This is a genomic window from Phenylobacterium sp. (assembly GCF_041691455.1).
Lineage (GTDB): Bacteria > Pseudomonadota > Alphaproteobacteria > Caulobacterales > Caulobacteraceae > Phenylobacterium.
In genome coordinates, this window is the sequence record NZ_JBEPUO010000003.1 from 238,477 (window position 1) to 260,579 (window position 22,103).

General features: G+C 70.2%; 24 protein-coding genes. 7 read left to right on the forward strand and 17 right to left on the reverse strand.

Translation table 11 applies throughout. The features are described 5' to 3' along the window. Positions 1-15: 15 nt before the first annotated feature. The gene (locus tag ACESMY_RS07630; RefSeq protein WP_372783855.1) at positions 16-462 is read right to left on the reverse strand and encodes a VOC family protein; all 447 of its coding nucleotides are present in this window, start codon (positions 460-462) and stop codon (positions 16-18) included. A 57-nt stretch (positions 463-519) separates the two neighbouring features. Then, positions 520-2,013: a hypothetical protein gene (locus ACESMY_RS07635; RefSeq protein WP_372783857.1), complete on the reverse strand. Its 1,494-nt coding sequence runs from the start codon at positions 2,011-2,013 to the stop codon at positions 520-522. A gap of 109 nt (positions 2,014-2,122) precedes the next feature. Here ACESMY_RS07635 and ACESMY_RS07640 point away from each other — a divergent pair, with 109 nt between their 5' ends. The 3 genes from ACESMY_RS07640 to ACESMY_RS07650 all read left to right on the forward strand — a co-directional run bounded on the left by ACESMY_RS07640 (position 2,123) and on the right by ACESMY_RS07650 (position 3,820). After that, positions 2,123-2,449 (forward strand): ArsR/SmtB family transcription factor, encoded by a 327-nt coding sequence (locus ACESMY_RS07640; protein WP_372783859.1) that lies wholly within the window; start codon positions 2,123-2,125, stop codon positions 2,447-2,449. Positions 2,450-2,464: 15 nt separating this feature from the next. Then, positions 2,465-2,911 carry an SRPBCC domain-containing protein gene (locus tag ACESMY_RS07645; RefSeq protein WP_372783861.1) on the forward strand — a complete coding sequence of 149 codons (447 nt, stop codon included), beginning with the start codon at positions 2,465-2,467 and terminating at the stop codon, positions 2,909-2,911. A gap of 66 nt (positions 2,912-2,977) precedes the next feature. Then, on the forward strand, positions 2,978-3,820 hold the full coding sequence (locus ACESMY_RS07650) for a sterol desaturase family protein (protein WP_372783863.1): 843 nt from the start codon (positions 2,978-2,980) through the stop codon (positions 3,818-3,820). Here ACESMY_RS07650 and pheT read toward each other — a convergent pair. The 4 genes from pheT to rpmI form a co-directional block, all read right to left on the reverse strand. Continuing rightward, entirely contained in the window at positions 3,810-6,179 is a 2,370-nt protein-coding gene (gene pheT, locus ACESMY_RS07655) for a phenylalanine--tRNA ligase subunit beta (RefSeq protein WP_372783865.1), read from the reverse strand. The two genes, ACESMY_RS07650 and pheT, sit on opposite strands and share 11 nt — an antisense overlap. Positions 6,180-6,189: 10 nt before the next feature. Further along, a complete protein-coding gene (gene pheS, locus ACESMY_RS07660) occupies positions 6,190-7,299 on the reverse strand; it encodes a phenylalanine--tRNA ligase subunit alpha (protein ID WP_372783867.1) in 1,110 nt (369 codons plus the stop codon). Between the two features lie 114 nt (positions 7,300-7,413). Beyond that, on the reverse strand, positions 7,414-7,770 hold the full coding sequence (gene rplT, locus ACESMY_RS07665) for a 50S ribosomal protein L20 (protein ID WP_372783869.1): 357 nt from the start codon (positions 7,768-7,770) through the stop codon (positions 7,414-7,416). A 13-nt stretch (positions 7,771-7,783) separates the two neighbouring features. Continuing rightward, positions 7,784-7,987 carry a 50S ribosomal protein L35 gene (gene rpmI, locus ACESMY_RS07670; protein WP_293375785.1) on the reverse strand — a complete coding sequence of 68 codons (204 nt, stop codon included), beginning with the start codon at positions 7,985-7,987 and terminating at the stop codon, positions 7,784-7,786. 240 nt (positions 7,988-8,227) lie between these two features. Between rpmI and ACESMY_RS07675 the strand changes: the two genes are divergently transcribed. Then, positions 8,228-8,413: a hypothetical protein gene (locus ACESMY_RS07675; RefSeq protein ID WP_372783872.1), complete on the forward strand. Its 186-nt coding sequence runs from the start codon at positions 8,228-8,230 to the stop codon at positions 8,411-8,413. Here the strand turns inward: ACESMY_RS07675 and ACESMY_RS07680 are convergent. The 6 genes from ACESMY_RS07680 to ACESMY_RS07705 all read right to left on the reverse strand — a co-directional run bounded on the left by ACESMY_RS07680 (position 8,410) and on the right by ACESMY_RS07705 (position 14,688). Further along, entirely contained in the window at positions 8,410-9,624 is a 1,215-nt protein-coding gene (locus tag ACESMY_RS07680; RefSeq protein WP_372783874.1) for an MFS transporter, read from the reverse strand. The two genes, ACESMY_RS07675 and ACESMY_RS07680, sit on opposite strands and share 4 nt — an antisense overlap. Continuing rightward, positions 9,621-10,853 carry an MFS transporter gene (locus tag ACESMY_RS07685; RefSeq protein ID WP_372783876.1) on the reverse strand — a complete coding sequence of 411 codons (1,233 nt, stop codon included), beginning with the start codon at positions 10,851-10,853 and terminating at the stop codon, positions 9,621-9,623. Before ACESMY_RS07685 ends, ACESMY_RS07680 begins: the two co-directional genes overlap by 4 nt. A gap of 155 nt (positions 10,854-11,008) precedes the next feature. Beyond that, positions 11,009-11,878 (reverse strand): subclass B3 metallo-beta-lactamase, encoded by an 870-nt coding sequence (gene bla / locus ACESMY_RS07690; RefSeq protein ID WP_372783878.1) that lies wholly within the window; start codon positions 11,876-11,878, stop codon positions 11,009-11,011. A 10-nt stretch (positions 11,879-11,888) separates the two neighbouring features. Beyond that, positions 11,889-12,410 (reverse strand): translation initiation factor IF-3, encoded by a 522-nt coding sequence (gene infC, locus ACESMY_RS07695; RefSeq protein WP_324358005.1) that lies wholly within the window; start codon positions 12,408-12,410, stop codon positions 11,889-11,891. 119 nt (positions 12,411-12,529) lie between these two features. Next, positions 12,530-13,507 (reverse strand): glycosyltransferase family 9 protein, encoded by a 978-nt coding sequence (locus ACESMY_RS07700; RefSeq protein WP_372783880.1) that lies wholly within the window; start codon positions 13,505-13,507, stop codon positions 12,530-12,532. Continuing rightward, entirely contained in the window at positions 13,507-14,688 is a 1,182-nt protein-coding gene (locus ACESMY_RS07705; protein WP_372783882.1) for a glycosyltransferase family 4 protein, read from the reverse strand. The genes ACESMY_RS07700 and ACESMY_RS07705 overlap by 1 nt, the downstream gene beginning before the upstream one ends. Positions 14,689-14,748: 60 nt before the next feature. On the opposite strand from ACESMY_RS07705, the gene ACESMY_RS07710 reads away from it, so the two are divergent. Next, entirely contained in the window at positions 14,749-15,510 is a 762-nt protein-coding gene (locus ACESMY_RS07710; protein ID WP_372783884.1) for an alpha/beta fold hydrolase, read from the forward strand. Here ACESMY_RS07710 and ACESMY_RS07715 read toward each other — a convergent pair. Further along, a complete protein-coding gene (locus ACESMY_RS07715) occupies positions 15,494-15,853 on the reverse strand; it encodes a hypothetical protein (RefSeq protein WP_372783886.1) in 360 nt (119 codons plus the stop codon). The two genes, ACESMY_RS07710 and ACESMY_RS07715, sit on opposite strands and share 17 nt — an antisense overlap. 110 nt (positions 15,854-15,963) lie before the next feature. On the opposite strand from ACESMY_RS07715, the gene ACESMY_RS07720 reads away from it, so the two are divergent. Continuing rightward, positions 15,964-16,638, forward strand: a complete 675-nt coding sequence (locus ACESMY_RS07720; RefSeq protein ID WP_372783888.1) for a hypothetical protein — start codon at positions 15,964-15,966, stop codon at positions 16,636-16,638. On the opposite strand, the gene ACESMY_RS07725 is transcribed toward ACESMY_RS07720, so the two are convergent. From ACESMY_RS07725 to ACESMY_RS07735, 3 genes are all read right to left on the reverse strand, one after another. Continuing rightward, on the reverse strand, positions 16,635-17,495 hold the full coding sequence (locus ACESMY_RS07725) for an SDR family oxidoreductase (RefSeq protein WP_372783890.1): 861 nt from the start codon (positions 17,493-17,495) through the stop codon (positions 16,635-16,637). The genes ACESMY_RS07720 and ACESMY_RS07725 overlap by 4 nt on opposite strands. Positions 17,496-17,498: 3 nt before the next feature. Further along, positions 17,499-18,707 carry an NAD-dependent epimerase/dehydratase family protein gene (locus ACESMY_RS07730; protein WP_372783892.1) on the reverse strand — a complete coding sequence of 403 codons (1,209 nt, stop codon included), beginning with the start codon at positions 18,705-18,707 and terminating at the stop codon, positions 17,499-17,501. A gap of 126 nt (positions 18,708-18,833) precedes the next feature. Beyond that, complete coding sequence (locus tag ACESMY_RS07735) at positions 18,834-19,715, reverse strand: UTP--glucose-1-phosphate uridylyltransferase (protein WP_372783894.1); 882 nt, start codon at positions 19,713-19,715, stop codon at positions 18,834-18,836. Positions 19,716-19,894: 179 nt separating this feature from the next. Between ACESMY_RS07735 and ACESMY_RS07740 the strand changes: the two genes are divergently transcribed. Further along, the gene (locus tag ACESMY_RS07740) at positions 19,895-20,182 is read left to right on the forward strand and encodes a hypothetical protein (RefSeq protein WP_372783896.1); all 288 of its coding nucleotides are present in this window, start codon (positions 19,895-19,897) and stop codon (positions 20,180-20,182) included. A gap of 98 nt (positions 20,183-20,280) precedes the next feature. Here ACESMY_RS07740 and glmS read toward each other — a convergent pair whose 3' ends face one another. After that, positions 20,281-22,101 (reverse strand): glutamine--fructose-6-phosphate transaminase (isomerizing), encoded by a 1,821-nt coding sequence (glmS, locus tag ACESMY_RS07745; protein ID WP_372783898.1) that lies wholly within the window; start codon positions 22,099-22,101, stop codon positions 20,281-20,283. Positions 22,102-22,103: the final 2 nt, after the last annotated feature.

The window sequence follows — 22,103 nt, forward strand, 5'->3', positions numbered from 1 at the left end:
GATTTGCCTCGGCGCTCAATCCAGGCTCGCGCCGACCGTCTGGCTCTCGGTGGCGAAGAGGCCGCGGCCGGGGACGTGGTTGATCTCCAGGCGCACGCCGTCCGGGTCCTCGAAGAGGATCGAATAGTAGCCCGGCGCGAAGGCGTCCTCCTGCGGCCCATGGACCACCCGCGCCCCGATCGAGGTCAGGAAGGCGAAGGCCTCGTCGATGTCGCCCCGCTCGCGGGCCCGCCAGCAGTGATGGTGCAGGCCGATCCGGCCCTGGTCGAACCGGGCGCCGGCATGGTCCGCCGACGGGCGGCGGATGCCGAAGCCGGTCCGCCCGCCGACGCCATAGAAGGTGTCGGGGCTGTCGGCGACGATCTGCATCCCCAAGAACGGCAGCAGCCGGCGGTAGAAGGCGACGCTCGCCTCGAAGTCGCCGGCGGTGATGAAGGTGTGCGCGACGCCGTTGATGTCCATGTCCGCCTCCTCGGGTTCGGGCCTATCGCGGCCGCGGCGCCCCGGCGGAAGTCAAGCTCAAGGCGCGCGCCAGCAGGCGAGACTGCCGATCTCGGCGTCGCCGATCCGCTCGCAGGTCCAGCGTGGATCGAGCGCCGGGATGTTCGGCGGGAAGCGCCGGGCCGAGGTCGCGCCGCGGCGGTTGTAGATCCAGATGATCCCCGGACGCGGCCCGCTGGCGGCGGCCAGCGCCAGCGGATTGGCGTCCTGGTCCGGCCGGGTGACGACCGGGGTCACGGCCACCGGATACCCCGCCCGGCGGAAGAAGGCCGCACCGGCGCGCTCCAGTGAGGCCGGCGCCTCGATCCGCGTCGCCTCGTGATCCCAGACGTAGGCCACGTGGGTCACGCCGTGCCGCATCAGCGTCGTGGAGGCCTCCTCGTAGCCGTAGGGCGCGCCTTGGCGCAGGCTGGCCGTGAAGCCGCCCGGCCACAGGGCGGCGCCCAGGTAGAGGGCCATCAGGGCGCCGTAGGCGAGGCGAGGGTGGGCCGCGCGCCGGGCGCAGAGCACGAGGCCGAGCAGCAGGCCCGGCGCGAGCGGGATCAGGTAGCGTCCGGTGAGGCTCGGCCGGAGCGCCCCGAAGGCCAGCATCAGGGCCAGGCCCAGGACGGCGGCCCCGACGACCAGCCATAGGGGGTCCGTCTCCTCCGGCGTGGTCTCCACATCGGGCGCCGGGCGGCGGCCGAGCAGCAGCATGGCGACGACCAGCCCGCCCGCGAGCGGCAGGCCGAGCAGGGTCGAGGGATTGACGGTGAAGGCCGCGAACTGCGGGGCGCTTTGCAAGGTCACCAGCGGGTGCCAGGCGACGTCGGCGGCGGAGAAGGCCCTAAGCCGGGGGGCATGGTAGGCGATCCAGCCGAGCGCCGGGGCGAAGGCGAGGAGGGCCGGCCAGGTGCGCAGCGCCTGTTTCCGCCGGGCCGCCAGATAGACCAGGCCCTGGGCTGCAGCCGGGATCGCGGCCACATATTGGGTGAGGATCGCCGCGGCGGCGAGGCCGCACCAGAGCCAGGCGTTGCGCCGGCCGGGCCGGACCAGCAGGGCCGCGAACGCGATGGCCTGGGCGACGGATAGCGCCAGCAGCAGGCCATAGCAGCGGCCGCTGAGGAAGACGCCCACGCCCCACCAGCCGAAGATCGTCACGCCCCAGGTCAGCCGGGCCGCGAACGACAGACCCTTGATGCGGGTCATGAGCGGGATCAGGCCTGCCGCTGCGACCGCCAGCAGGCCCGGCAGCCGCAGGGCTATGTCCGAGGCCCCCGCGACCATCGACCAGAGCCGCATCAGGCCGTAGTAGAGCGGCGCGTTGACGTCGTTATAGGCCTCGGCGAGGAAGCTCTTCCAGTCGGGCGTGGCCGCCACCGAGAGCGTCCAGGCCTCGTCGAACCACAGCGGCTGGACCGCCGCCAGCCAGGTCCGTTCGACGCCGAGCGCCACGGCCGCCAGACCAACGAGGACGAGCAGGATCGCTGGCGACCGGCCTGCCGGTCGGGACGCGGCCTCGGATGCCGACAAGGGACGCTCCCTGGGTGAAGCGCCAGTCTGACAGCCCCCCGTTAAGCGAGGATTGTCGCGATCCGCCGGCCGCTTGACTAACATATAAGTATCAACTTATGTATTGACCGTGACGCCTCCACCCGCCCCCGATCTCTTCCGCACCCTCGCCGACCCGACCCGCCGGGCGGTATTCGAGCGGCTGGCGGGGGAGGGCGAGCTCAGCGTCGGCGATCTGGTGGCGGGCGCGGGCGTCTCCCAGCCGGCGGTCTCCCAGCACCTGGCGGTGTTGCGCCAGGCGGGACTGGTCACCGAGCGGCGGGACGGCCGCTTCGTCCGCTACGCCGCCTCGCCCGAGGGGCTGAAGCCGCTGATCGACTGGATGGCGCTCTACGCCGTCTTCTGGCGCGAACGCTTCGACCGCCTGGAAGACCTGCTCAACCGTATGGACCAATAGCCAGAGGCCCGACCCATGACCGAAACCCTCGCCACCAAGAGCATCGTCGTCGAACGGCTGATGCCCCACCCGCCGCAGAAGGTATGGCGCGCCCTGACCCAGGGGCCGCTGGTCGCCGAATGGCTGATGCAGAACGACTTCGAGCCGGTGGTCGGCCACCGCTTCAATTTCCGCGCGACGCCGATCCCGAACATGTGGAACGGGGTCACCGACTGCGAAGTCCTGGCGGTCGAGGCGCCGACGCGGCTGGTCTACAGCTGGAACGCCTCGGGCGATGAAGCCAAGGAGGGGTTGAAGACCATCGTCACCTGGACCCTGACCCCGACAGCGGGCGGGACCCAGGTGCGCATGGAGCAGTCCGGCTTCCGGCCGCAGGATGAAGGCGGCTACCAGGCCATGGGCGGCGGCTGGCCGCGGATCGTCGGGGGCCTCGAACGCGTGGCGGGCGAGCTCGCGCATTAATCGAAGATTCGGTGAGCTCTGCGCATCGTCCGGGAGAGCGCCCTCGGGCGCGAGGCGGAGGTCCTGGTGCAGCAGCTGCTGGAAGCGTTGGAACGGCTCGCAAAGCCGTTTGCCGCGGTGATCGGCCCGCTGGTGCTCTGCGCGCTCGCCTTCGCGGCGCTGGCCTGGCTGACCAAGGGCCGCCGCGCGCTCACCGACGCCCGCCTCGCGGCGGGCGAGACGAAGATCAATCTGACCATGGTTGTGGTCGATGCGCTGGCCATCAGCCCGCTGCTGACCATCGGTCTCGCCACGGTGGTCGGGATGGCCGCGGCCCACGGCCTGCAACTCGACAGCGCCCGGGTCTGGGCCTGGCTGGGGCGCTGGCCGACGGTGGCCGTGGCCATCGTGCTCGGCGACTTCTTCGGATATTGGCGCCACCGCATCCAGCACAGCCGCTGGCTCTGGCCGGCCCACGCCGTGCACCACAGCGACACCCACCTGACCTGGCTCAGCCTGGAGCGCATGCACCCGATCGACCGGGCGGGCTCGCTCGTCGACATGGTGCTCCTGAGCGCGCTCGGCCTGCCGGTCTGGGCGCTCGCCGCCAATGCGCTGGTCCGCCACTACTGGGGCTATTTCATCCACGCCGACGTGCCCTGGACGCTCGGCAAGGCCGGCCGGGTGGTGAATTCGCCGGTGATGCACCGCTGGCACCACGCCCGCGACGTCGAGGGCTCCGGCCACAACTTCGCGACCGTCTTCTCGGTCTGGGATCGGGCGTTCGGCACCTACTACCAGCCCGGCCCCTGCACGGCGCCGCTGGGCGTCCGCGAGGACCTGGGCGCGGGCGCGCTCGGCCAGTACGCCCACCCGCTCAAGGTCTGGTGGCGCGCGATCCGGCCGGGCCAGGTCGAACTCAGCTCCTGAGCTTCGCGCCCACGGCCTTTTCCGCCGCCGCGACGATCTTGGCCGACAGCGCCTCGATCTCGGCGTCGGTGAGGGTCTTCTCGGTGGGCTGGACCGTGACCTCGACCGCCACCGACTTCTGGCCCTCCGGCACGCCCTTGCCCTGGTAGATGTCGAAGACCCGTGCGTCGGCGATCAGCGATTTGTCGACGCCCAGGATGGGGCGAACGACCTCCCCGGCCGGCGTCGCCTGATCCACCAGGAACGCGAAGTCGCGGGTGAGCGGCATCAAGGGCGAGAGCGCCAGCGCCGGCCTGGTCTTGGTGGGTTTCTTCTTCGGCTCCGGAATGGCGCCCAGGTCGAGCTCGAAGGCCAGCATCGGCCCCTCGGCGTCGAGGTCCTTCAGGATGCGCGGATGCAGTTCGCCGAACTCGGCGATCACGTTTTTCGGTCCAAGCTGCAGCCGGGCCGAGCGGCCGGGATGCCACCAGGGCGAGGCGTGGCCCTGCACCACCTGCAGGGGCGGGGCGCCCATCTCGTCCAGCAGGGCCATCAGGTCGGCCTTCAGCGCGAACAGCGGATCGGCATGGCCGCCGTCCCAGCGGCGCGGCTCATGCGGCGCGACGAGGGCCGCGACGATGGTCAGCTGGTCGGCCGGCTGGTCGCCCTTGAAGGTCGGACCCACCTCGAAGACCGCGGCGTCGGCGAAGCCCTGGCGGGCGTTGCGGGCGGCCGCGTCGATCAGGTTCGGCAGGATCGAGGGCCGCATGCAGTCGAGGTCCGACGCGATCGGGTTGGAGAGCCGAAGCGCCTGGTCCCCGCCGCCGAACAGCCTGGCCCAGTCGGTGCGCATGAAGCTCCAGGTCACCGCCTCGGCATAGCCGCGGGCCGCCATGGCGCGCCGGGCGTTGCGCATGCGGGTCTGGCGCACGGTGAGCACGCCGCCCACGGCGCGCGGCATCTCCGGCAGGGGCGTCGAGGGCAGGGCGCCGAAGCCCTCGATGCGGGCCACCTCCTCGACGAGGTCGGCCTTGCCCTCGACGTCGCGGCGCCAGGTCGGGGGCGTGACCATCTCGCCGCGCACGGCGAAGCCGAGGTCGGTGAGGATCGCCTCGATCCGCGCGCTGCTGACGGTGAGGCCCGAGAGCTTCTTCACATAGGCGTGGTCGAACTCGAAGGCGGCCGGCGGAGCGGGCGCGTGGCCGGCCACCCGGACCTCCGAAGGCTCGCCGCCGCAGATCTCGAGGATCAGCTTGGTTGCCAGTTCCAGGCCCGGCGTCACGAAGGCGGTGTCGACGCCGCGGGCGAAGCGGTACTGGGCGTCGGAGCCGATGCCGAGCGTGCGGCCGGTCTGGGCGGTGCGGATCGGGTCGAAGTAGGCGCTCTCCACGAAGACCTCCGTGGTGGCCTCGCTGACCTTGGTGGATTCCCCGCCCATGACGCCGCCCAGGCCGATCGCGCCAGAGCCGTCGGCGATGACGCAGACCTCGGCGCTGATCTCGTAGGTCTTGCCGTCGAGGGCCTCCAGGCGTTCGCCGGCCTTGCCGAGCCGCGCTTCGACGAAGCCGCCCGATAGCTTGGCGGCGTCATAGACGTGCAGCGGCCGGCAGCGGTCGTAGGACATCAGGTTGGTGATATCGACCAGGGCGCTGATCGGGCGAAGGCCGATGGCGATCAGCTTGCGCTGCAGCCAGGCGGGCGAAGGGCCGTTCTTCACGCCACGGATCAACCGCCCGGCGAACACCGGGCAGGCGTCGCCATCGACGCGGATTTCCAGGCTCAGCGGGGACTTGCCCGGCACGGCCGCGACCGCCGGATCCTTCAGCTTGCCCAGGCCGACGGCGGCCAGGTCGCGGGCGATGCCGACCACGCCCAGCCAGTCGGGCCGGTTGGGCGTGACCTCGAAATCGATCACCGCCTCCAGGCCGAAGGCCTCGGTGGCGCTGACGCCCACGGCCAGGCCGTCCGGCAGCTCGACGATGCCGTCGGATTCCTCGGCGACCTCCAGCTCCTTGGCCGAGCAGAGCATGCCGTTGGAGACCACCCCGCGAACCGGCCTGGCTTCCAGCGTGATCCCGGAGCCCGGCACATAGGCGCCCAGCGGGGCGTAGATAGTCGTCAGCCCGGCCCGTGCGTTAGGCGCGCCGCAGACGATCTCCTTGCGCCCGTCGACGGTGTCGACCTGGCAGACCCGCAGGCGGTCGGCGTTGGGGTGCTGCACCGCCTCGACGATCTTGGCGACCGTGAACTGGGCGAGCTTCGCCGCCGGGTCTTCGACGTGCTCGACCTCGAGGCCGGCCATGGTCATCGCCTCGACCACCTCGGCGGCGGTGGCCGTGGTGTCGAGGTGTTCCTTGAGCCAGGAGAGTGTGAACTTCATCGCTCTCTCCTCAGCTCAGGCCGGTGGCGGGATTGGGCGCGGCGAAGGCCGAGAAGCCGAAGTGCTCCAGCCAGCGGACGTCCGAGGCGAACATGTCGCGCAGGTCGGGCATGCCGTACTTCAGCATCCCCAGCCGGTCGATGCCGAAGCCGAAGGCGAAGCCCTGCCAGACGTCGGGATCTAGGCCGCAGTTCTTCAGCACATTGGGATGCACCATCCCGCAGCCGACGATCTCCATCCAGTCGTCGCCCTGGCCGATCCTGACCTCGCCGCCGGAGCGGTCGCAGCGCACGTCCATCTCGGCGCTGGGCTCGGTGAAGGGGAAGTGGTGCGGCCGGAAGCGGGTCTCCACCAACGGCGTCTCGAAGAAGCGCGAGATGAAGGTCTCCAGCGTCCACTTCAGGTGGCCCATGTGGATCGCCTTGTCGATGACCAGGCCCTCCAGCTGGTGGAACATCGGGGTGTGGGTGGCGTCCGAGTCCGAGCGGTAGGTGCGGCCCGGCACGATGATGCGGATCGGCGGTTCTTGCCCGTTGGCGATCCAGGCCGGCAGCTTCTCATTGGTCCGCTGCATGGTGCGGATCTGAACCGGGCTCGTGTGGGTGCGCAGCACCTTGCGCTCGCCGCGTTCGTCCTCGGGCAGCCAGAAGGTGTCGTGCATCTCCCGCGCCGGGTGCTTCGGCGGGAAGTTCAGGGCGGTGAAGTTGTGGAAGTCGTCCTCGATGTCGGGGCCTTCCGCCAGGCCGAAGCCCATTTCGGCGAAGATGGCGATCATCTCGTCCTGCACCTGCATGGTCGGGTGCACCCGGCCGCGGCGCTCAGGCGGCGGCGGCAGCGTCAGGTCGACGCGCTCGGCGGCGAGCTTGGCGTCGAGTTCGCCCGCCTCCAGCCCGGCCTTGCGCTCGGCGATCGCGGCGGCGATGCGGTCGCGCAGGCCGTTGATCGCGGGCCCCCGCTCGCGGCGCTCGTCGGGGCTCATGGCCCCCAGCGTCTTGAGCAGTTCGGAGACGGACCCGGATTTGCCCAGTGCTGCGACCCGCACGGCTTCCAGGGCGGCCACGTCGGACGCGGCCTCAACGGCGGCGGCCAGCTCGGCCTCGAGTTTGGTCAGATCGGTCATATGACGGGTGTCCTAGCCTGCGCACTTCACGGGGTGAAGGGGGACAGCAAAAAGCCCCCCGGCGGTTCAGCCGGAGGGCTTTGGAATGCTTCGAGGTCTAGGTGACCTTCAGCCTCAAGCCAGCGCGGCGCGAACCTTCTCTGCGATGGCCTTGAAAGCGGTCGGATCGTTACCCGCGATGTCCGCGAGGACCTTGCGGTCCATTTCGATCCCGGCCCGATCAAGGCCGTGGATAAATCGGGCGTAGGTCATGCCTTCTTCGCGCGCCGCGGCGTTGATGCGCTGGATCCACAGCGAGCGGAACGCCCGCTTGCGGACCTTGCGGTCGCGATAGGCGTACTGGCCGGCCTTGTCCACGGCCGCCTTGGCGGTGCGGATGGTGTTCTTGCGGCGCCCGTAGAAGCCCTTGGCCTGCTCGAGAACCTTCTTGTGCTTGGCGTGGGCGGTGACGCCCCGTTTGACGCGAGCCATCTGTCAGCGCTCCTTAGCTGAGGCCGTAGGGAAGGAAGATCTTGATGATCTTCGCGTCGGACGCGCTCATCACCTTCGTTCCACGGTTCTGACGGATGTACTTGGCGTTGTGGGAGAGCAGGCGGTGGCGCTTGCCGGCCACACCGGCCTTGATCTTCCCGGTCGCAGTGAGTTTGAAGCGCTTTTTGGCGCCTGACTTCGTCTTCAGTTTCGGCATTTCTCTGCGGAGCCGAAGCCCCGTCCTCTGGCGTATTGATGAGCCGCCCTGGCATGCCATGGGCCAGGCGGCTCCGAAGGGGCGGGTTAGTAGGGGAAAGAGCGGCGAAAAGCAAGATCATGCGCCGGGGCCGGCCAACGGGCCGCTTGCGCGGATTTTTCGCCAGCTCTGAACGAGAGGTTAAGCGTGATCCCCTATGGTGCAGCTTAGGTCGCGAACGGCGACCGCTCGGAGACTAGAATGTCGAGTATTTCTCCCATCAGTTCGACACCGCCCTCCATTCCCCTGACCCCGGTCAAGCCGGTCCAGAACGATCAGCCGCCGGTCGCGGCCGCCCCGGACCAGGACGACGACCAGGACGATAGCCCCAAGGTCACAGCCGCCAAGCCGCCCGGCATGGGCGGGTTGGTCGACGTCAAGGCCTAGGCCGACAGCGGAACCCGCTTCCTGACCTGCCCGGCGAACCACAGGCCGGGCAGGATCAGGAAGGCCGCCACCGCGAAGGGCGCCCCCGGCGCCACTACCGAGAACAGCTCCCCCGCCAGCACCGGCCCGCCGATCCGCGCCAGCGCCATGCCGCTCATGTTGAGGCCCAGCATCTCGCCCTGGCGGTCCGGCGGCGCGGCGCGCGAGATCAGCGCCGTGAGGTTCGGGAAGCAGATCGACTGGCCGATGCAGACCAGGGCGAAACCGACGATCGCCACCGGCCATACCGGCGCTAGGCCCTGCACCGCCAGGCCCAGGCCCATGAACGCCAGGCCGCCGGTCAGTGTCCGGGGCTCGCCGTAGCGGCGCACCAGCCGGCCCGAGAGCCACCCCTGGCAGAAGGCGCCCAGCAATCCGATCACCATGAAGGCCAGGCCGATCTGGCGTGGGCCCCAGCCGAAGCGCGCCTGGGTCCAGAGGCCGTAGGTCGCTTCGATGCCCGCGAAGCCGACGACGACGATGAAGCTGATCAGCAGGATCCGGCTGATCACCGGGTGCGCCCAGGCCTCCTTCAGCCCCTCGATCCGGGGGCGGTGCGGACGGTGGGCGGAGGGATCGGGCCGGCTCTCGCGGACGAAGGCCACGACCGCCACCGCCGAGGCGAGCGCGAATCCCGCCGCGACCAGCAGCGGCAGCTGGAAGCCGAGCGCGCCGCGGCTCGGCTGGGCCAGCAGGCCGCCGATCGCCGGGCCGGTGGTGAAGCCCGCGCTGAACGCCGCGCCCATGATCCCCATGCGCCCGGCGCGGCGGTCGGGCGGGGTGATGTCGGCCATCGCGCCCTGCAGGGTCGAGATGTTGCCGGCGAAGATGCCGGTCAGGAACCGGATCACGAAGGCCGCCATAATATTGGGCGCGAAGGCCAGGGCCGCATAGCTCAGGGCCACGGCGGTGATGGTGATGATCAGCACGGGCTTGCGGCCGATCCGGTCCGACAGCCGCCCCCAGAAGGGCTCGCCGAGGAACTGGCCGAACGAGAAGGCCGAGAACAGCAGGGTCACCTGCCAGGGCGGGGCGTCGAAGGCCTTGGCGAAGAACGGCAGGAGCGGGATCACCAGGCCGAAGCCCGCGATCATCAGGAAGATGACCGTGAGCAGGACGATCAGCGACCGCCGCTCCTCGACCGGGGTCAGATGGTGCGGGACGGCGCTCACAGCGCATGCCCCTGGACGTTGCGCGGCGGGGCCCGGCGCGCGGCGCTGAGCGCCAGGAGGATGGCCGGCGCGACGATCAGCGCGCCCTGGATGAAGGGTGCGTCGATGCTGATCGCGGCGAAGGTCAGGCCGGCCGAGAGCGGCCCCACGAAGCGGGCGAAGGCGCCGGCGGCGTTGTTCAGGCCGAGGATCTGGCCCTGGCGGTGCGGGTCGGCGGTGCGGGAGATCAGCGCGCCCACATTGGGCCAGGCCACCGACTGGCCGATGGCGGTGACGCACATCAGACCGGTGGTCATGATGAGGCCGGTGGAGAATGGCTGCAGCACCGAGCCCAGCGCGTTCACCCCCATGCCGATCGCCAGCATGCGGCCCTCGCCGAACCGCTCGGAGAGCGGGCCGGTGACGAAGAACTGGGTCAGCGCCGCCACCAGGCCGACGGCGGCGAAGCAGATGCTGATCTGCCGCGGGCCCCAGCCGAAGCGGGCCTGGCCCCAGAGGCCGAAGGTCGACTCGATGCCGGTGAAGGCGAAGCCCACCAGGAAGGTCAGCAGCATCAGCCGCCCGATCACCGGATGGCGCACCGCCTCGCCCACCGCCGACCAGCGGCTCGGTCGGTGGCTGATGGACTGGTCGCGCACCTTGCTCTCGCGGATGAACAGGACGATCCCCGATACCGCCACCGCCGACAGGGCCGAGGCGATGAACAGCGGGATCCGAAAGCCGATCGGCCCCATGTCCGTGTGGGCGAAGGCGCCGCCCACCGCCGGCCCCACGATCATCCCGACGTTCCAGGCCGCGCCCTGCCGCGACAGCATCCGCGCGCGGCGCTCCGGCGGGGTGACGTCGGCGATATAGCCCTGGATCACCGCGCCGTTGCCGCTCATCAGCCCGCCGAGGAAACGCACGACGAAGGCCGCCGCGACGTTCGGCGCGAAGGCCAGCGCCAGATAGCAGAAGCAGTTGCCGGTTATGGTCGAGATCAGCAGGGGCTTGCGCCCATAGCGGTCCGAGAGCCGCCCCCAGAACGGTTCGCCGAAGAAGCCGCCCATGGCATAGGCCGAGAAGATCAGCGCGATCTGCCAAGGCGCCGCGTGCATCGACTTGGCATAGAAGGGCAGCAACGGGACGATGATCCCGAAGCCCAGCATGTTGATAAAGATCACGGCGATCAGCGACGGCGCGGCCCACTGGGACGGCGTCGACGCCTCCCGCGGCGCAGTGTCGGACATGGGCGCGGTTGTTAAGCCCGGGCGCCTATCGCGGCAAGGCTTGCGGAGCGCCGTTCGCTCGTTCGCCGCTCAACGTTGGCGGGGGGCCACAGTTCGCGGTGTTCATGGATTCCCGGCGCAAGGCCGGACGATGACGGCCGAAAGCGAAGGGACCCCTAAGGGTTCTGCTTCTTCAGCTCGGTGCGGAAGGCGGCTTCGGCCTTGGCGTAGAACGAGCGGCAGCCCTCAGGATCCACGAAGGCGTCGGCCTTGCCGGCGTCGAGGGCGGCCTTCTTGGCCTTCATGTCGAAGAACTGGCCGTGGCTGGCGATGAACACCTCGCACGGCAGCTTCTTCCAGGTGGCGAAGCTCTTCTCGTAGTCCGCCGTCTGGCCCGGATAGGTCTCGGTCTTGCCGAGCTTGTAGCCCGGCAGGACGCTGGAGGAGCAGTGGTCCAGCGCCTGGCGCACCTTGCCGGCCACCGTCACCGGGAAGGTCCAGGTGGTGCAGCCGGGCGTATGGCCGGGCGTGATGTGGGCGGTCAGGGTCCAGCCGCCGAGGCTGACGGTCTGGCCGTCCTTCAAGGTCACGTCGGGCTCCACCGGCTCGTAGTAGAAGCGCTCGCCCTTGAGGAACGGGTCGCCTCGGCCGCCGGCGGCGACGATCGCCCCGTCGGCGGCGCTGGCGTAGAACTTCGCGCCGGGCGCGGCCCGCTTGATCTCGGCCAGGCCCGCGGCATGGTCGAAGTGCTCGTGGGTGTTGAGCAGGATCTTGATGTTCGCCGGGTCGAAGCCGAGCGTCCTGATGTTGCCGACCACCTGATGGCCGGTCGGCGCGTCACCGCCATCGATGACGATCAGCCCGGCCTTGGTGACGATCAGGTAGGAGGAATAGTCCGAGGCGCCGACATAGTAGAGGCCCTCGCCGATCTTGAACGGCGGGAAGGGGTCGTGCGCGGGATCGGCGGTCTGGGCCGCCGCCGGAAGTGCGAAAGCCGCCGCCGTCACGGCGACCGCTCCCAGGATTCCGAAGATCGTCCGGCTCACCCCGCGGTCCCTATCGCGGCGCCAGGATCATGATCATCTGCCGGCCTTCCATGCGCGGCTCGTATTCGCACTTGGCGATCGGCTCGAAGTCGGCGCGGACCCGCTGCAGGAGCTTCATGCCGAGCTCCGGGTGGGCCAGTTCGCGGCCGCGGAAGCGCAGGGTGACCTTCACCTTGTCGCCCTCCTCGAAGAAGCGGTTCATCGAGCGCTGCTTCACTTCGTAGTCGTGGATGTCGATGTTCGGGCGGAGCTTGATCTCTTTGATTTCCTGAACCTTTTGCCGCTTGCGCGCCTCGTTCTTCTTCTTCTGCTCCTGGAACTTGAACTTGCCGTAGTCCAGGATCTTGCAGACGGGCGGATCCGCGTTGGGGACGATCTCGACCAGATCGAGGCCCGCCTCTTCGGCGGCTTCCATGGCGGAAGATGTGGGCATCACGCCCTGCTTCTCGCCGTTCTGATCGATGAGCAGAACCTTGGGGACGCGGATTTCATCATTGATGCGCAGCCCGTCCTTGACGGGGGGGGCGTTCATGGGACGGCGAATAGGCGAGGCTCCTAGGATTGTTTCAACATGACGACCGGGACGCGCAGCCGCGTCCCGGTCACTGGGACTCTATATGATTTGACGACCCGGCGCTATCAAGCCGCCGTCTAGGCGCTGGGCAGCAGAGCGGCCGCGGCCTGCGCCACTTTCGCCACAGCCAGCTCGGAGAGTTTATCGGCCTGCAGCACCGCGACCCGCCCGCGCGGAGCCGACAGCGCCGGGTCCGAGGCGCCGGAAAACAGCACCACCGTCGGCGCTCCCGCCGCGGCGGCCAGGTGCAGCGGGCCGGTGTCGTTGCCGATGGCCAGCGCCGCCTTGGCGCCCAGCACCGCGATGCGGGCGAAATCGGTCCGGCCGGTGAGATCGCGCGAGCGCGGCACCTGGCGCTGGATCGCCTGGGCGAGCGAGGCCTCCTGCGGGCCGCCGATGATCACGATGTCGAGGCCGCGCGAATAGAGGATGCGGGCGAGCTCGCCGTACTTCTCGACCGGCCAGCGCTTCTCCGGACGGTGCGCCGAGCCGCCGGGCACGAACATCACATAGGGCTTGGGCTTCACCCCGCCGGCCGGCGGGCGTTCGCCGGGCGCGGCGGCCAGCACCCAGGAGAGATCCGGCGGCGGCGCCGTGCCGGGCGCGGTCGGCGCATCGGGCCAGGCGCCGGCGTACATCAGCTGGTCGGCCTGGCGCTCCAGGGTGTGCATCTGGTTGCGCAGCGGATTCCTGTGCGGCAGCGAGCAGCCGAAGGCGATCCCCGACCAGGCCGGCGGGTGGGGCCGCAGGATCTGGAAGATGCGGTTCGAATGGGCCGAGGTCTGCAGGTCGTAGACCAGGGTGTAGGCCGCGGACCGCAGCCGTCTGCGCAACGCCATCCACTGCGGGAAGCCCTCCGGCCGGCCGTCGGTGAACACCGCGTTGAAATAGGGCGAGGCCTTGGCCAGACCCTCGAACGGCGGGGTGGTCAGGAGGCTGATGTGGGCCTTCGGATGAGCCTGGCGGATCTTCTTCATCGCCGCCAGCGCCAGTACGAAATCGCCCAGCGCCGAGAGCTTGATCACCAGGATCTTCTCGACCGTTCGGCGGGCCATCAGCCCTTCTCCTTCGGCGGGAGATGCGCCTCGAGGACGCGTTCGTAGGCCGCCAGGGTGGCCTCGCACATGGCGTCGACGCGGTAGAGCTGGCGGGTGCGGTTCATGCCGACCTGGCCCATCTCGGCGCGCTTGCCGGGGCCAAGGTCGATGGCCTGGACCATGGCCGCGGCCCAGGCGACGGGCTCGCCGGGCGGGACCAGCCAGCCCGAGACCCCGTCGGCGACGGTCTCGGTGGTGCCGCCGTGGTTGGAGGCGATCACCGTGCGGCCCATGGCCTGCGGCTCGACGGCGGCGCGGCCGAAGGACTCCGGCACCGTGGTCGGCAGGATAGCGATGTCGGCCAGCAGGTAGGCGGCCGGCATGTCGTCGCAATGGCCGACGATGCGGATCCGGTCGGTGAGGCCCGCCTCGGCGACCGCTTTTTCGAGCTCCTCGCCATAGCCGGTGCGGCCCTGGTCGTCGCCGGCGAAGAGGATCAGGAAATCGTCGCGCCCCTGCGCCTTCATCCGCGCCGCCGCCTCGATGATCGTCAGGTGACCCTTGATGCGGGTCAGCCGCCCGGCCAGCAGGAAGCGGGTGCGCCGGTCGTCCGCCGCGATGCCCCAGCCGTCGCGCAGCGCTTCGATCCGGTCGGGGGTGACCCAGGAGGGGTTGAAGCGGTCGAGGTCGACGCCGCGCGGAATGGTCAGCACCTTGTCCGGGTCCACCGGATGCTCGGCCAGCACATGGTCGCGGGTGTAGTCGGAATTGGCGATCACCAGGTCGCCGCGGGTCATGACGGCGTTGTACCAGCGCTTGAGGCTGCTCTGGGCCTTATAGACCCCGTGATAGGTGGCCACGAACGGCGTGTGGGTGGTGCGCGCGGCCCAGAGCGCGGCGAAGGCCGGGGCGCGGGAGCGGGCGTGGACCAGGCTGACGTGCTCGCTGCGGATCAGGTCCACCAGGCGTGCGGCGTTGCCCAGCATGACCAGCGGGTTCTTCGACTGCACCGGCATCTGGGCCAGGCGCCCGCCGTCGGATTCTAGGCGCGCCGTCATCCGCCCGCCGCGGGTGGCGACCAGCGCCTTGCCTCCCGCCGCGATGACCGCGCGGGCCACGTCGATCGTCGTCTGCTCGGCGCCGCCGGTCTCAAGCTCCGGGACAACCTGCAATAGGGTGAAGTTCGAAGGAAGCGCCACGTCCCTTGCATACCCCGAAACGGGGTGGCGTAAAGGCCGCCTCGCGCTATCTGTCGGGTGATGACCGAGCGCGTCGGAAAACTGGCCCGCCCCGATGGCGAGAAGATCGCCTGGCGGCGCATCGACGGCCGTGGTCCGACGGTGGTCTGGCTGGGCGGATTCCGCTCCGACATGACCGGCGCCAAGGCCCAGGCGCTGGCCGATTGGGCGAAGGTCGCCGGGCGCGCCTACCTGCGTTTCGACTACCTCGGCCATGGCTCATCCAGCGGCGACTTCCGATCCAAGGGGACCATCACCCGCTGGCGCGAAGACGCGCTCGCGGTGCTGGACGACCTGGTCGAAGGGCCCGCGGTCCTGGTCGGCTCGTCGATGGGCGGCTGGATCGCCTGCCTGGCGGCCATGGCGCGGCCTGAGCGGGTGTCGGCGATGGTGCTGGTCGCGCCGGCCCCGGACTTCACGGAAAAGCTGATGACGCCGGAGATCCCGCCCGACGGCCATGCGGCGCTGGCCGCCGACGGGGTCTGGCTGCGGCCCTCCGAATACGGCGATCCCTATCCGATCACCCGCACCCTGCTGGAAGACGGCGCCCGCTGGTCGATCCTTGGCGCCGAGCCCGTGCCGATCGAGGTCCCGGTGCGCATCCTGCAGGGCGGCGCGGACCCCGACGTCCCCTGGCGCCACGCCTTGGAGCTGGCCCAGGCGTTGAAGGGCCGCGACGTGGTGTTTTCGCTGATCAAGGACGGCGACCACCGGCTCTCGCGGCCTGAGGACATCGCGCGGCTGCTGGCGGCGGTGGACGAGGCCCTCAGATCAGGCGGGTGATCTTGAAGGCGAAGACGAAGAGGACGGCCAGGCCGCTCGCCAGGAAGTTCAGGGCGAAGCCGACCCAGGCGCCGACCATCGCGGCGCGGTAGCGGCCCCTGAGCGCGAGCGCCGATAGGACCAGCGCCAGGGCTTCAACCGCCGCGAGGCCGGCCACCTGCAGATCGACGGGCGCGGTCAGCCAGCGCAGGTCCTGGACCAGGATGAGCAAGGTCAGTCCCGCGACCAGGATGTTGAGGCCGAAGGCGGGCCGGGTCCGGCGCCGCCAGATTGCAACCCCGAGCGCCAGGAGGTGGGCCAGGAGCGCGGCCACGGCGATCATCGTCAGCTGGAGATTGCTCATGGCGGGGCGCCCCCCGGGCCCGTCCGCCCTATCCACCCGCCTTCAGCGCGGCGCGCAAGCCCTCGCGGCGAAGGTTGGCCGCGCGCCGGCCGATTTGCTAGGCTCGGCCCATGGACGTGAATGCCGAGACCATCGCCAAGGCGCGCGTCGTCTATCACCAACTCCAGGATGAAGCCCTCGCCTCGAGCCCGCTCGCGGGCATGGAGGAGTGGATCCGCGACGGCGCGCCGCCGAGCGCCGGCGTGCTGCGCGCCGGGGGCCTCAGCGCGGAGTCCGAGCGGCAGGACATCCGCCTGGCCCGGCGCGCCTTCATCCGGCGGTGGGGCTTCTCGATTCCCTGCGCGGAGGCGGTCGCCGCGATTGGCCGGCTGGGCCCGCTCGTCGAGATCGGGGCGGGGAGCGCCTATTGGACCGCACTCTTGCGGGCGGCCGGTCACGATGTGATCGCCACCGATATCCTGGCGGCGGGCGAGGAGGAGTCCGAGTTCTCGGTCGGCCGCCACGCGCCGAGCGAGCGGCTGGATGGGCCCGGCGCGATCGTGAAATACCCGGAGCGCGACGTCTTCTGCTCCTGGCCCACCGAAGGCGCCGACTGGGCGATGCGGGCGGCGGTCGCGATCCGGCCGGGCCGCGGCCTGGCGCTGATCGGCGACGGGCGGGGCGGCTGCACCGCGACGGCGTCGCTGTTCGATGTGCTCGATGCGATCTTCACGGTCGAGGCCGTCGTCGAGCTTCCGCAGTTCCCGCGCATCCGCGACCGGCTGACGATCTACCGGCGCACCTAGCCGCCCGCCGACAGCACGGCGCTCAGGCCTTCCCGATAGGTCGGATAGGCCGGCCGCCAGCCCAGCTCGGCCTTGGCGCGGGCGTTGGAGACCCGTTTGCTCTCCCCGTAGAAGCGCAGGGCGGCCGGCGAGAGCTCGGCGTCGGCCAGCGGGACTTCCGGCGGCGGGGCGAGGCCCAGCAGGTGGGCGGCGTGGGCGATGACGTCGCCGTTCGGCGCCGGCTGGTCGTCGCAGAGGTTGTAGGCCGCCCCGGCGCGCGGCCGGGCGATCGAGGCCTCCAGACCCGCGGCCAGATCGTCCACGTGGAGGCGCGAGAACACCTGCGCGGGCGCCAGGATGCGCCGCGCCGTCCCGGCCCGCAGGCGGTCGAAGGCCGAGCGGCCGGGACCGTAGAGGCCGGGCAGGCGGAAGACCGCCACCGTCAGGCCCATGCCGCGGCCGACCTCCAGCCAGTCGCGCTCGGCGCCGACCCGGCGCGCGCCCTCGACCGACTGCGCCGCGAGCCGGCTCTGCTCGAACACCCAACCGCCGTGGCGGTCGCCGTAGACCCCGGTGGTGGAAAGGTAGCCGATCCAGTCCGGGAAGGCGTTGGCCGACGCGAGCGCCGGGACCAGCGCCTGCAGGCCGGGGCAGCCGCCGGCGTCGGGCGGGGCGGTGATCAGCAGGGCTTGAGTCTGCGCCAGCGCCTCGGCCAGGCGGCCGCGGTCGGCCAGGGGGATCGCGGTGACGCCATCGGCCTCCAGCCGCCCGGCGTCGGCCGGATCGCGGACCCCGGCGGCGACCTGCCACCCCTTGGGGATCAGCCGGCGGGCCAGCGCGCGGCCCGAATAGCCATAGCCGAAGACGAACAGCCGCAACCCCTATTCCGCCGCCTGCAACGCGGCTCCGGCCGTCGCGGCCGCCGCGCGCCCCGCGTTCCAGCAGGAGACGCTGGGAATCTTCGAGAGGTCGGCGCGATGGGCGTAGCGGCGGGCGACCTCGGCGATCTCCAGCAGCAGCCCGTCCTTGAGCGTGATCGGGTCGAGGCCGAGCGCCAGCAGGCGGCCGTTGTCGACGTCGAGGTCGTTCTCCTCGGCCTCCTCGCGCGGATTGGGCACGCAGGCGATCTGGGCGCCGGTCAGCCGGGCCACGATCTGGGCGAGCTCGCGCACCCGCCAGCATTCGGTCATCTGGTTCATCACCTTCACACGTTCGCCCCGCGCGGGCGGATTGGCGAGCGCCAGTTCGACACAGCGCACGGTGTCCTGGATGTTGATGAAGGCCCGGGTCTGGCCGCCGGAGCCGTGCACGGTCAGCGGATAGCCGACGGCGGCCTGCATCAGGAAGCGGTTTAGCACCGTGCCGTAGTCGCCGTCGTAGTCGAAGCGGTTGATCAGCCGCGGATCGGCGCGGGTCTCGGCGGTCTGGGCGCCCCAGACGATGCCCTGGTGCAGGTCGGTGATCCGCAGGCCGTCGTTGCGCGCATAGAACTGGAAGGCGAGCGCGTCCTGGGTCTTGGTCAGGTGGTAGATCGAGCCCGGCTGGGCCGGATAGAGGATCTCGCGCGGCGCCCAGCCCTGCGCGGTCTCGACCTGCACGGTCAGATAGCCCTCCGGGATCGCCACGCCCGCCGAGCCGTAGCCGTAGACCCCCATGGTCCCCAGGTGCGCCAGGTGGATGTCGAGCCCGCTCTCGACGATGGCGGCCAGCACATCGTGGGTCGCCCCCACGTTGGCGGCCATGGTGTAGCGCTTGTGGCGGGCCGACTTCATCGAATAGGGCGCGGCCCGCTGCTCAGCGAAGTGTACGACCGCGTCGGGACGGAAGCCCTTCAACAGCGCCACCAGGGCGTCGAAATCCTGGCCGACCGTGAACTCGAAGGATGGGATGGCGCGGCCGGAGACCTCGCGCCAGGCGGAAAGCCGGACGTCGAGCGGCGCGATGGGGGTGAGCGAGCCCACGCCGAGCTCCTCGTCGATGGCCCGGCGCGAGCCGTCGTCGACGATAGCGACCTCGTGGCCGCGGGCGGAGAGGTGCAGGGCGGTGGGCCAGCCGCAGAAACCGTCGCCGCCGAGGATCAGAACGCGCATGGGCTGCTCCGTCGCTGTCCCCCACCGAACGGCTAGCGCAGGGAACCCCGGTTCGCGAATCGATTCTGCGTCAACCGCCCGCCCCTTGACTGGGCCGCCCGTGCGACAGCCCGGTGAAGGCGTCCGCTAGAGCAGCGCCCGAATCGCCGCCCGGGCCTCGTCGGCGAGATCGGGACGGCGCAGCGCGAAGGCGACGTTGGCCCGCAGGAGGCCGATCTTGTCGCCGCAGTCGTAGGTGGTCCCCTCGTACTCCAGGGCGTGGAAGTCCTGGATCTTCATGAGGTTGAACATGCCGTCGGTGAGCTGGATCTCGCCGCCGGCCCCGCGCTCCTGGGTCTCCAGGATGTTGAAGATCTCGGGCTGCAGGATGTAGCGGCCGGAGATGAACAGGTTCGAGGGCTCGGTCCCGAGCGGCGGCTTCTCGACCATGCCGGTCATGCGGTTCAGCCGGCCCCGCTCCCCGGTATTTGGGCCGTCGAGCGCCACGATGCCGTACTTGTGCGTCTCACCTTCCGGCGCGGGCTCGACGACGACGACGTTGCCGCCGACCTTTTCGTAGGCGTCCACCGTCTGGGCCAGCGCCGAACGGTCGGCCGCCATCAGCATGTCGGGCAGCATGACCGCAAACGGCTCGTCGCCGATCACGTCGCGGGCGCACCACACCGCGTGGCCAAGACCCAGGGGCGCCATCTGGCGGATGAAGCTCATCTCGCCGGGTTTCGGCAGGTCGCGGCGCAGGTCGGCGAGGATCTCGGTCTTGCCCTTGGCCTCCAGCGCCTGCTCGATCTCGGGGCTGGAGTCGAAATAGTCCTCGATGGCGCCCTGGCCGCGGCCGACGATGAACACGAAGTGCTCGATGCCGGCGGCGCGGGCCTCCTCCACGACGTAGGAAAGGATCGGCCGGTCGACAACGTTCAGCAGGTTCTTGGGCGTCGTCTTGGCGCCGGGCAGGACCCGGGTCCCCATTCCTGCCACCGGCAGAACCGCCTTGCGAACACGCTTGCTCATCGACTTCTCCGCCTGCCTGATAAAGGGGGTGCTAGATGACGCGGGGCTTGAAATCCATCGCCAGTGCGACGAAAAAGCACGCCGGACGCACGATCACGATTTCGGGAACTCACGAAGCCGTGTAAGAGTCGCCCATTGTCGGGGGATCGTCCTCCATAGTCCTCCAGGGGAGCAATTCCATGAAAATGCGTATCATCACTTCCGTCGCCGTCGCGGCCGGTCTGGCCCTGAGCCTGTCGGCTTGCCAAAAGAAGGCCGACGACACGGCCACCACGACCACCACCGCGACCGATTCGGCGGCTCCGGCGGCTGCGGCTCCCGCGGCTGACGCCTCGGCGACCACCACCACCACCACGACTCCTCCGGCGGACGCTGCGGCGGCTCCGGCGGCTGCGGCTCCCGCGGCGGCCACCCCGCCCGCGACGAGCTCGATGTCGTCCACCACGACGACCACGACCAAGAAGTAAGACGTTTCGGCCCTCTTCTGGGTCTGGACTAGGCGCGGCCGCTCCCTCACGGGGGCGGCCGTTTCCTTTGGCGCCGCCGTCTGGGCGGACGCTGAGCGCTACTCGACCGTCACCGATTTCGCGAGATTGCGCGGCTGGTCGACATCGGCGCCCTTCTGGACGGCGACATAGTAGGCCAGCAGCTGGATCGGCGCGGCCATCACCAGGGGCGCGATCAGCGGGTCGCAGCGCGGGGCGGTGACGACGACGCGGGCGCCGGCCGGCGCATGCCGCTCGCCCTCGGGATCGGTGATGAACACCACCTGGCCGCCGCGGGCCATGACCTCGCTCATGTTCGAGGCCGACTTCTCGAAATAGCTGTCGAAGGGGGCCAGGATGACCACCGGCGTCTGCTCGTCGACGAGCGCGATGGGACCGTGCTTCAGCTCGCCCGCCGCATAGCCCTCGGCGTGGATATAGCTGATCTCCTTCAGCTTCAGGGCGCCTTCGAGCGCCAGCGGATACATCGGACCCCGGCCGAGATAGAGGACGTCGCGGGCCTTCGAGATCTCCGCGGCCACCGCCTTCACGGCGTCTTCCAGCTGGATCGATTCGGCGATCAGCCGGGGCGCGCCCAGCAGGATATGGACGAGCCGCTTCTCTTCCGCCTCGTCGATCTTGCCGCGCGCCCGCGCCGCGGCGATGGCGAGCGCCGTCAGCACGGCGATCTGGGCGGTGAAGGCCTTGGTCGAGGCGACGCCGATCTCCGGCCCGCAGTGGATCGGCCAGACCACATCGACCTCGCGGGCCATGGTGGACTCCGTCGCGTTGACCACTGCGGCGCTCTGCATCCCCTTGGCCTGGCAGTAGCGGAGCGCCGCGAGCGTGTCGGCGGTCTCGCCGGACTGCGACATGGCGATGGCCAGCGCGCCGGACCGCAGCGCCGGTCCCCGGTAGCGGAACTCAGACGCGATCTCGACATCCACCGGCAGGTCGGCGAGCTGCTCGATCAGGTATTTGCCGAGCAGGCCGGCGATATAGGAGGTGCCGCAGGCGACGATCTGGATGCGCTCCAGCTTAGCGAAGTCGACGCCGCCCGGCATGGCCGTACGCTCGGTCAGGGTGTCCACATAGGCCGCGATGGTGCGCTGGCAGCCCTCCGGCTGGTCATGGATCTCCTTTTCCATGAAGTGCCGGTAGTTGCCCTTCTCGACGAGCGCGGCCGAGGCCGAGACCGTGCGGACCTCGCGCCGGACGGCCTTGCCCTGGGCGTCGAAGATGCGGGCGATGTCGTGGTCGATGGCGACGTAGTCGCCTTCTTCCAGATAGGCGATCCGGTTGGTGAAGGGCCCGACCGCCAGCGCGTCGGAGCCGATGAACATCTCGCCCTGGCCATAGCCCACCACCAGGGGGCTGCCCTTGCGCGCGCCCATCACCAGGTCGTCCTCGCCGTCGATCAGCACGCCGATGGCGTAGGCGCCGGTGAGCTGGTCGAGCGCGGCCTTCAGGGCTTCGAGGGGCGGCTTGCCGGACTCGAGTTCGAAGTCGATCAGGGCGGCGATCACCTCGGTGTCGGTCTCGCTCTCGAAGGTGCGGCCCTTGGTCTTCAGCATGTCGCGCAATTCGGCGTAGTTCTCGATGATGCCGTTGTGCACCAGGGTGACGCGTCCGGCGGTGTGCGGGTGGGCGTTGCGCGTCGAGGGCCCGCCATGGGTCGCCCAGCGGGTATGGCCGATGCCGACGGTGGCGTTCAGCGGATCGGCGGCCAGGACTTCTTCCAGCGCCTTGATCTTGCCGGCCGCCCGGCGGCGCTGCACGTGGCCGTCGACGACGCCCGCCACCCCGGCCGAATCATAGCCCCGGTATTCCAGGCGCTTCAGGCTATCGATCAGACGTTCCTGTACGGAGCTTCGCCCGACGATGCCGATGATGCCGCACATGG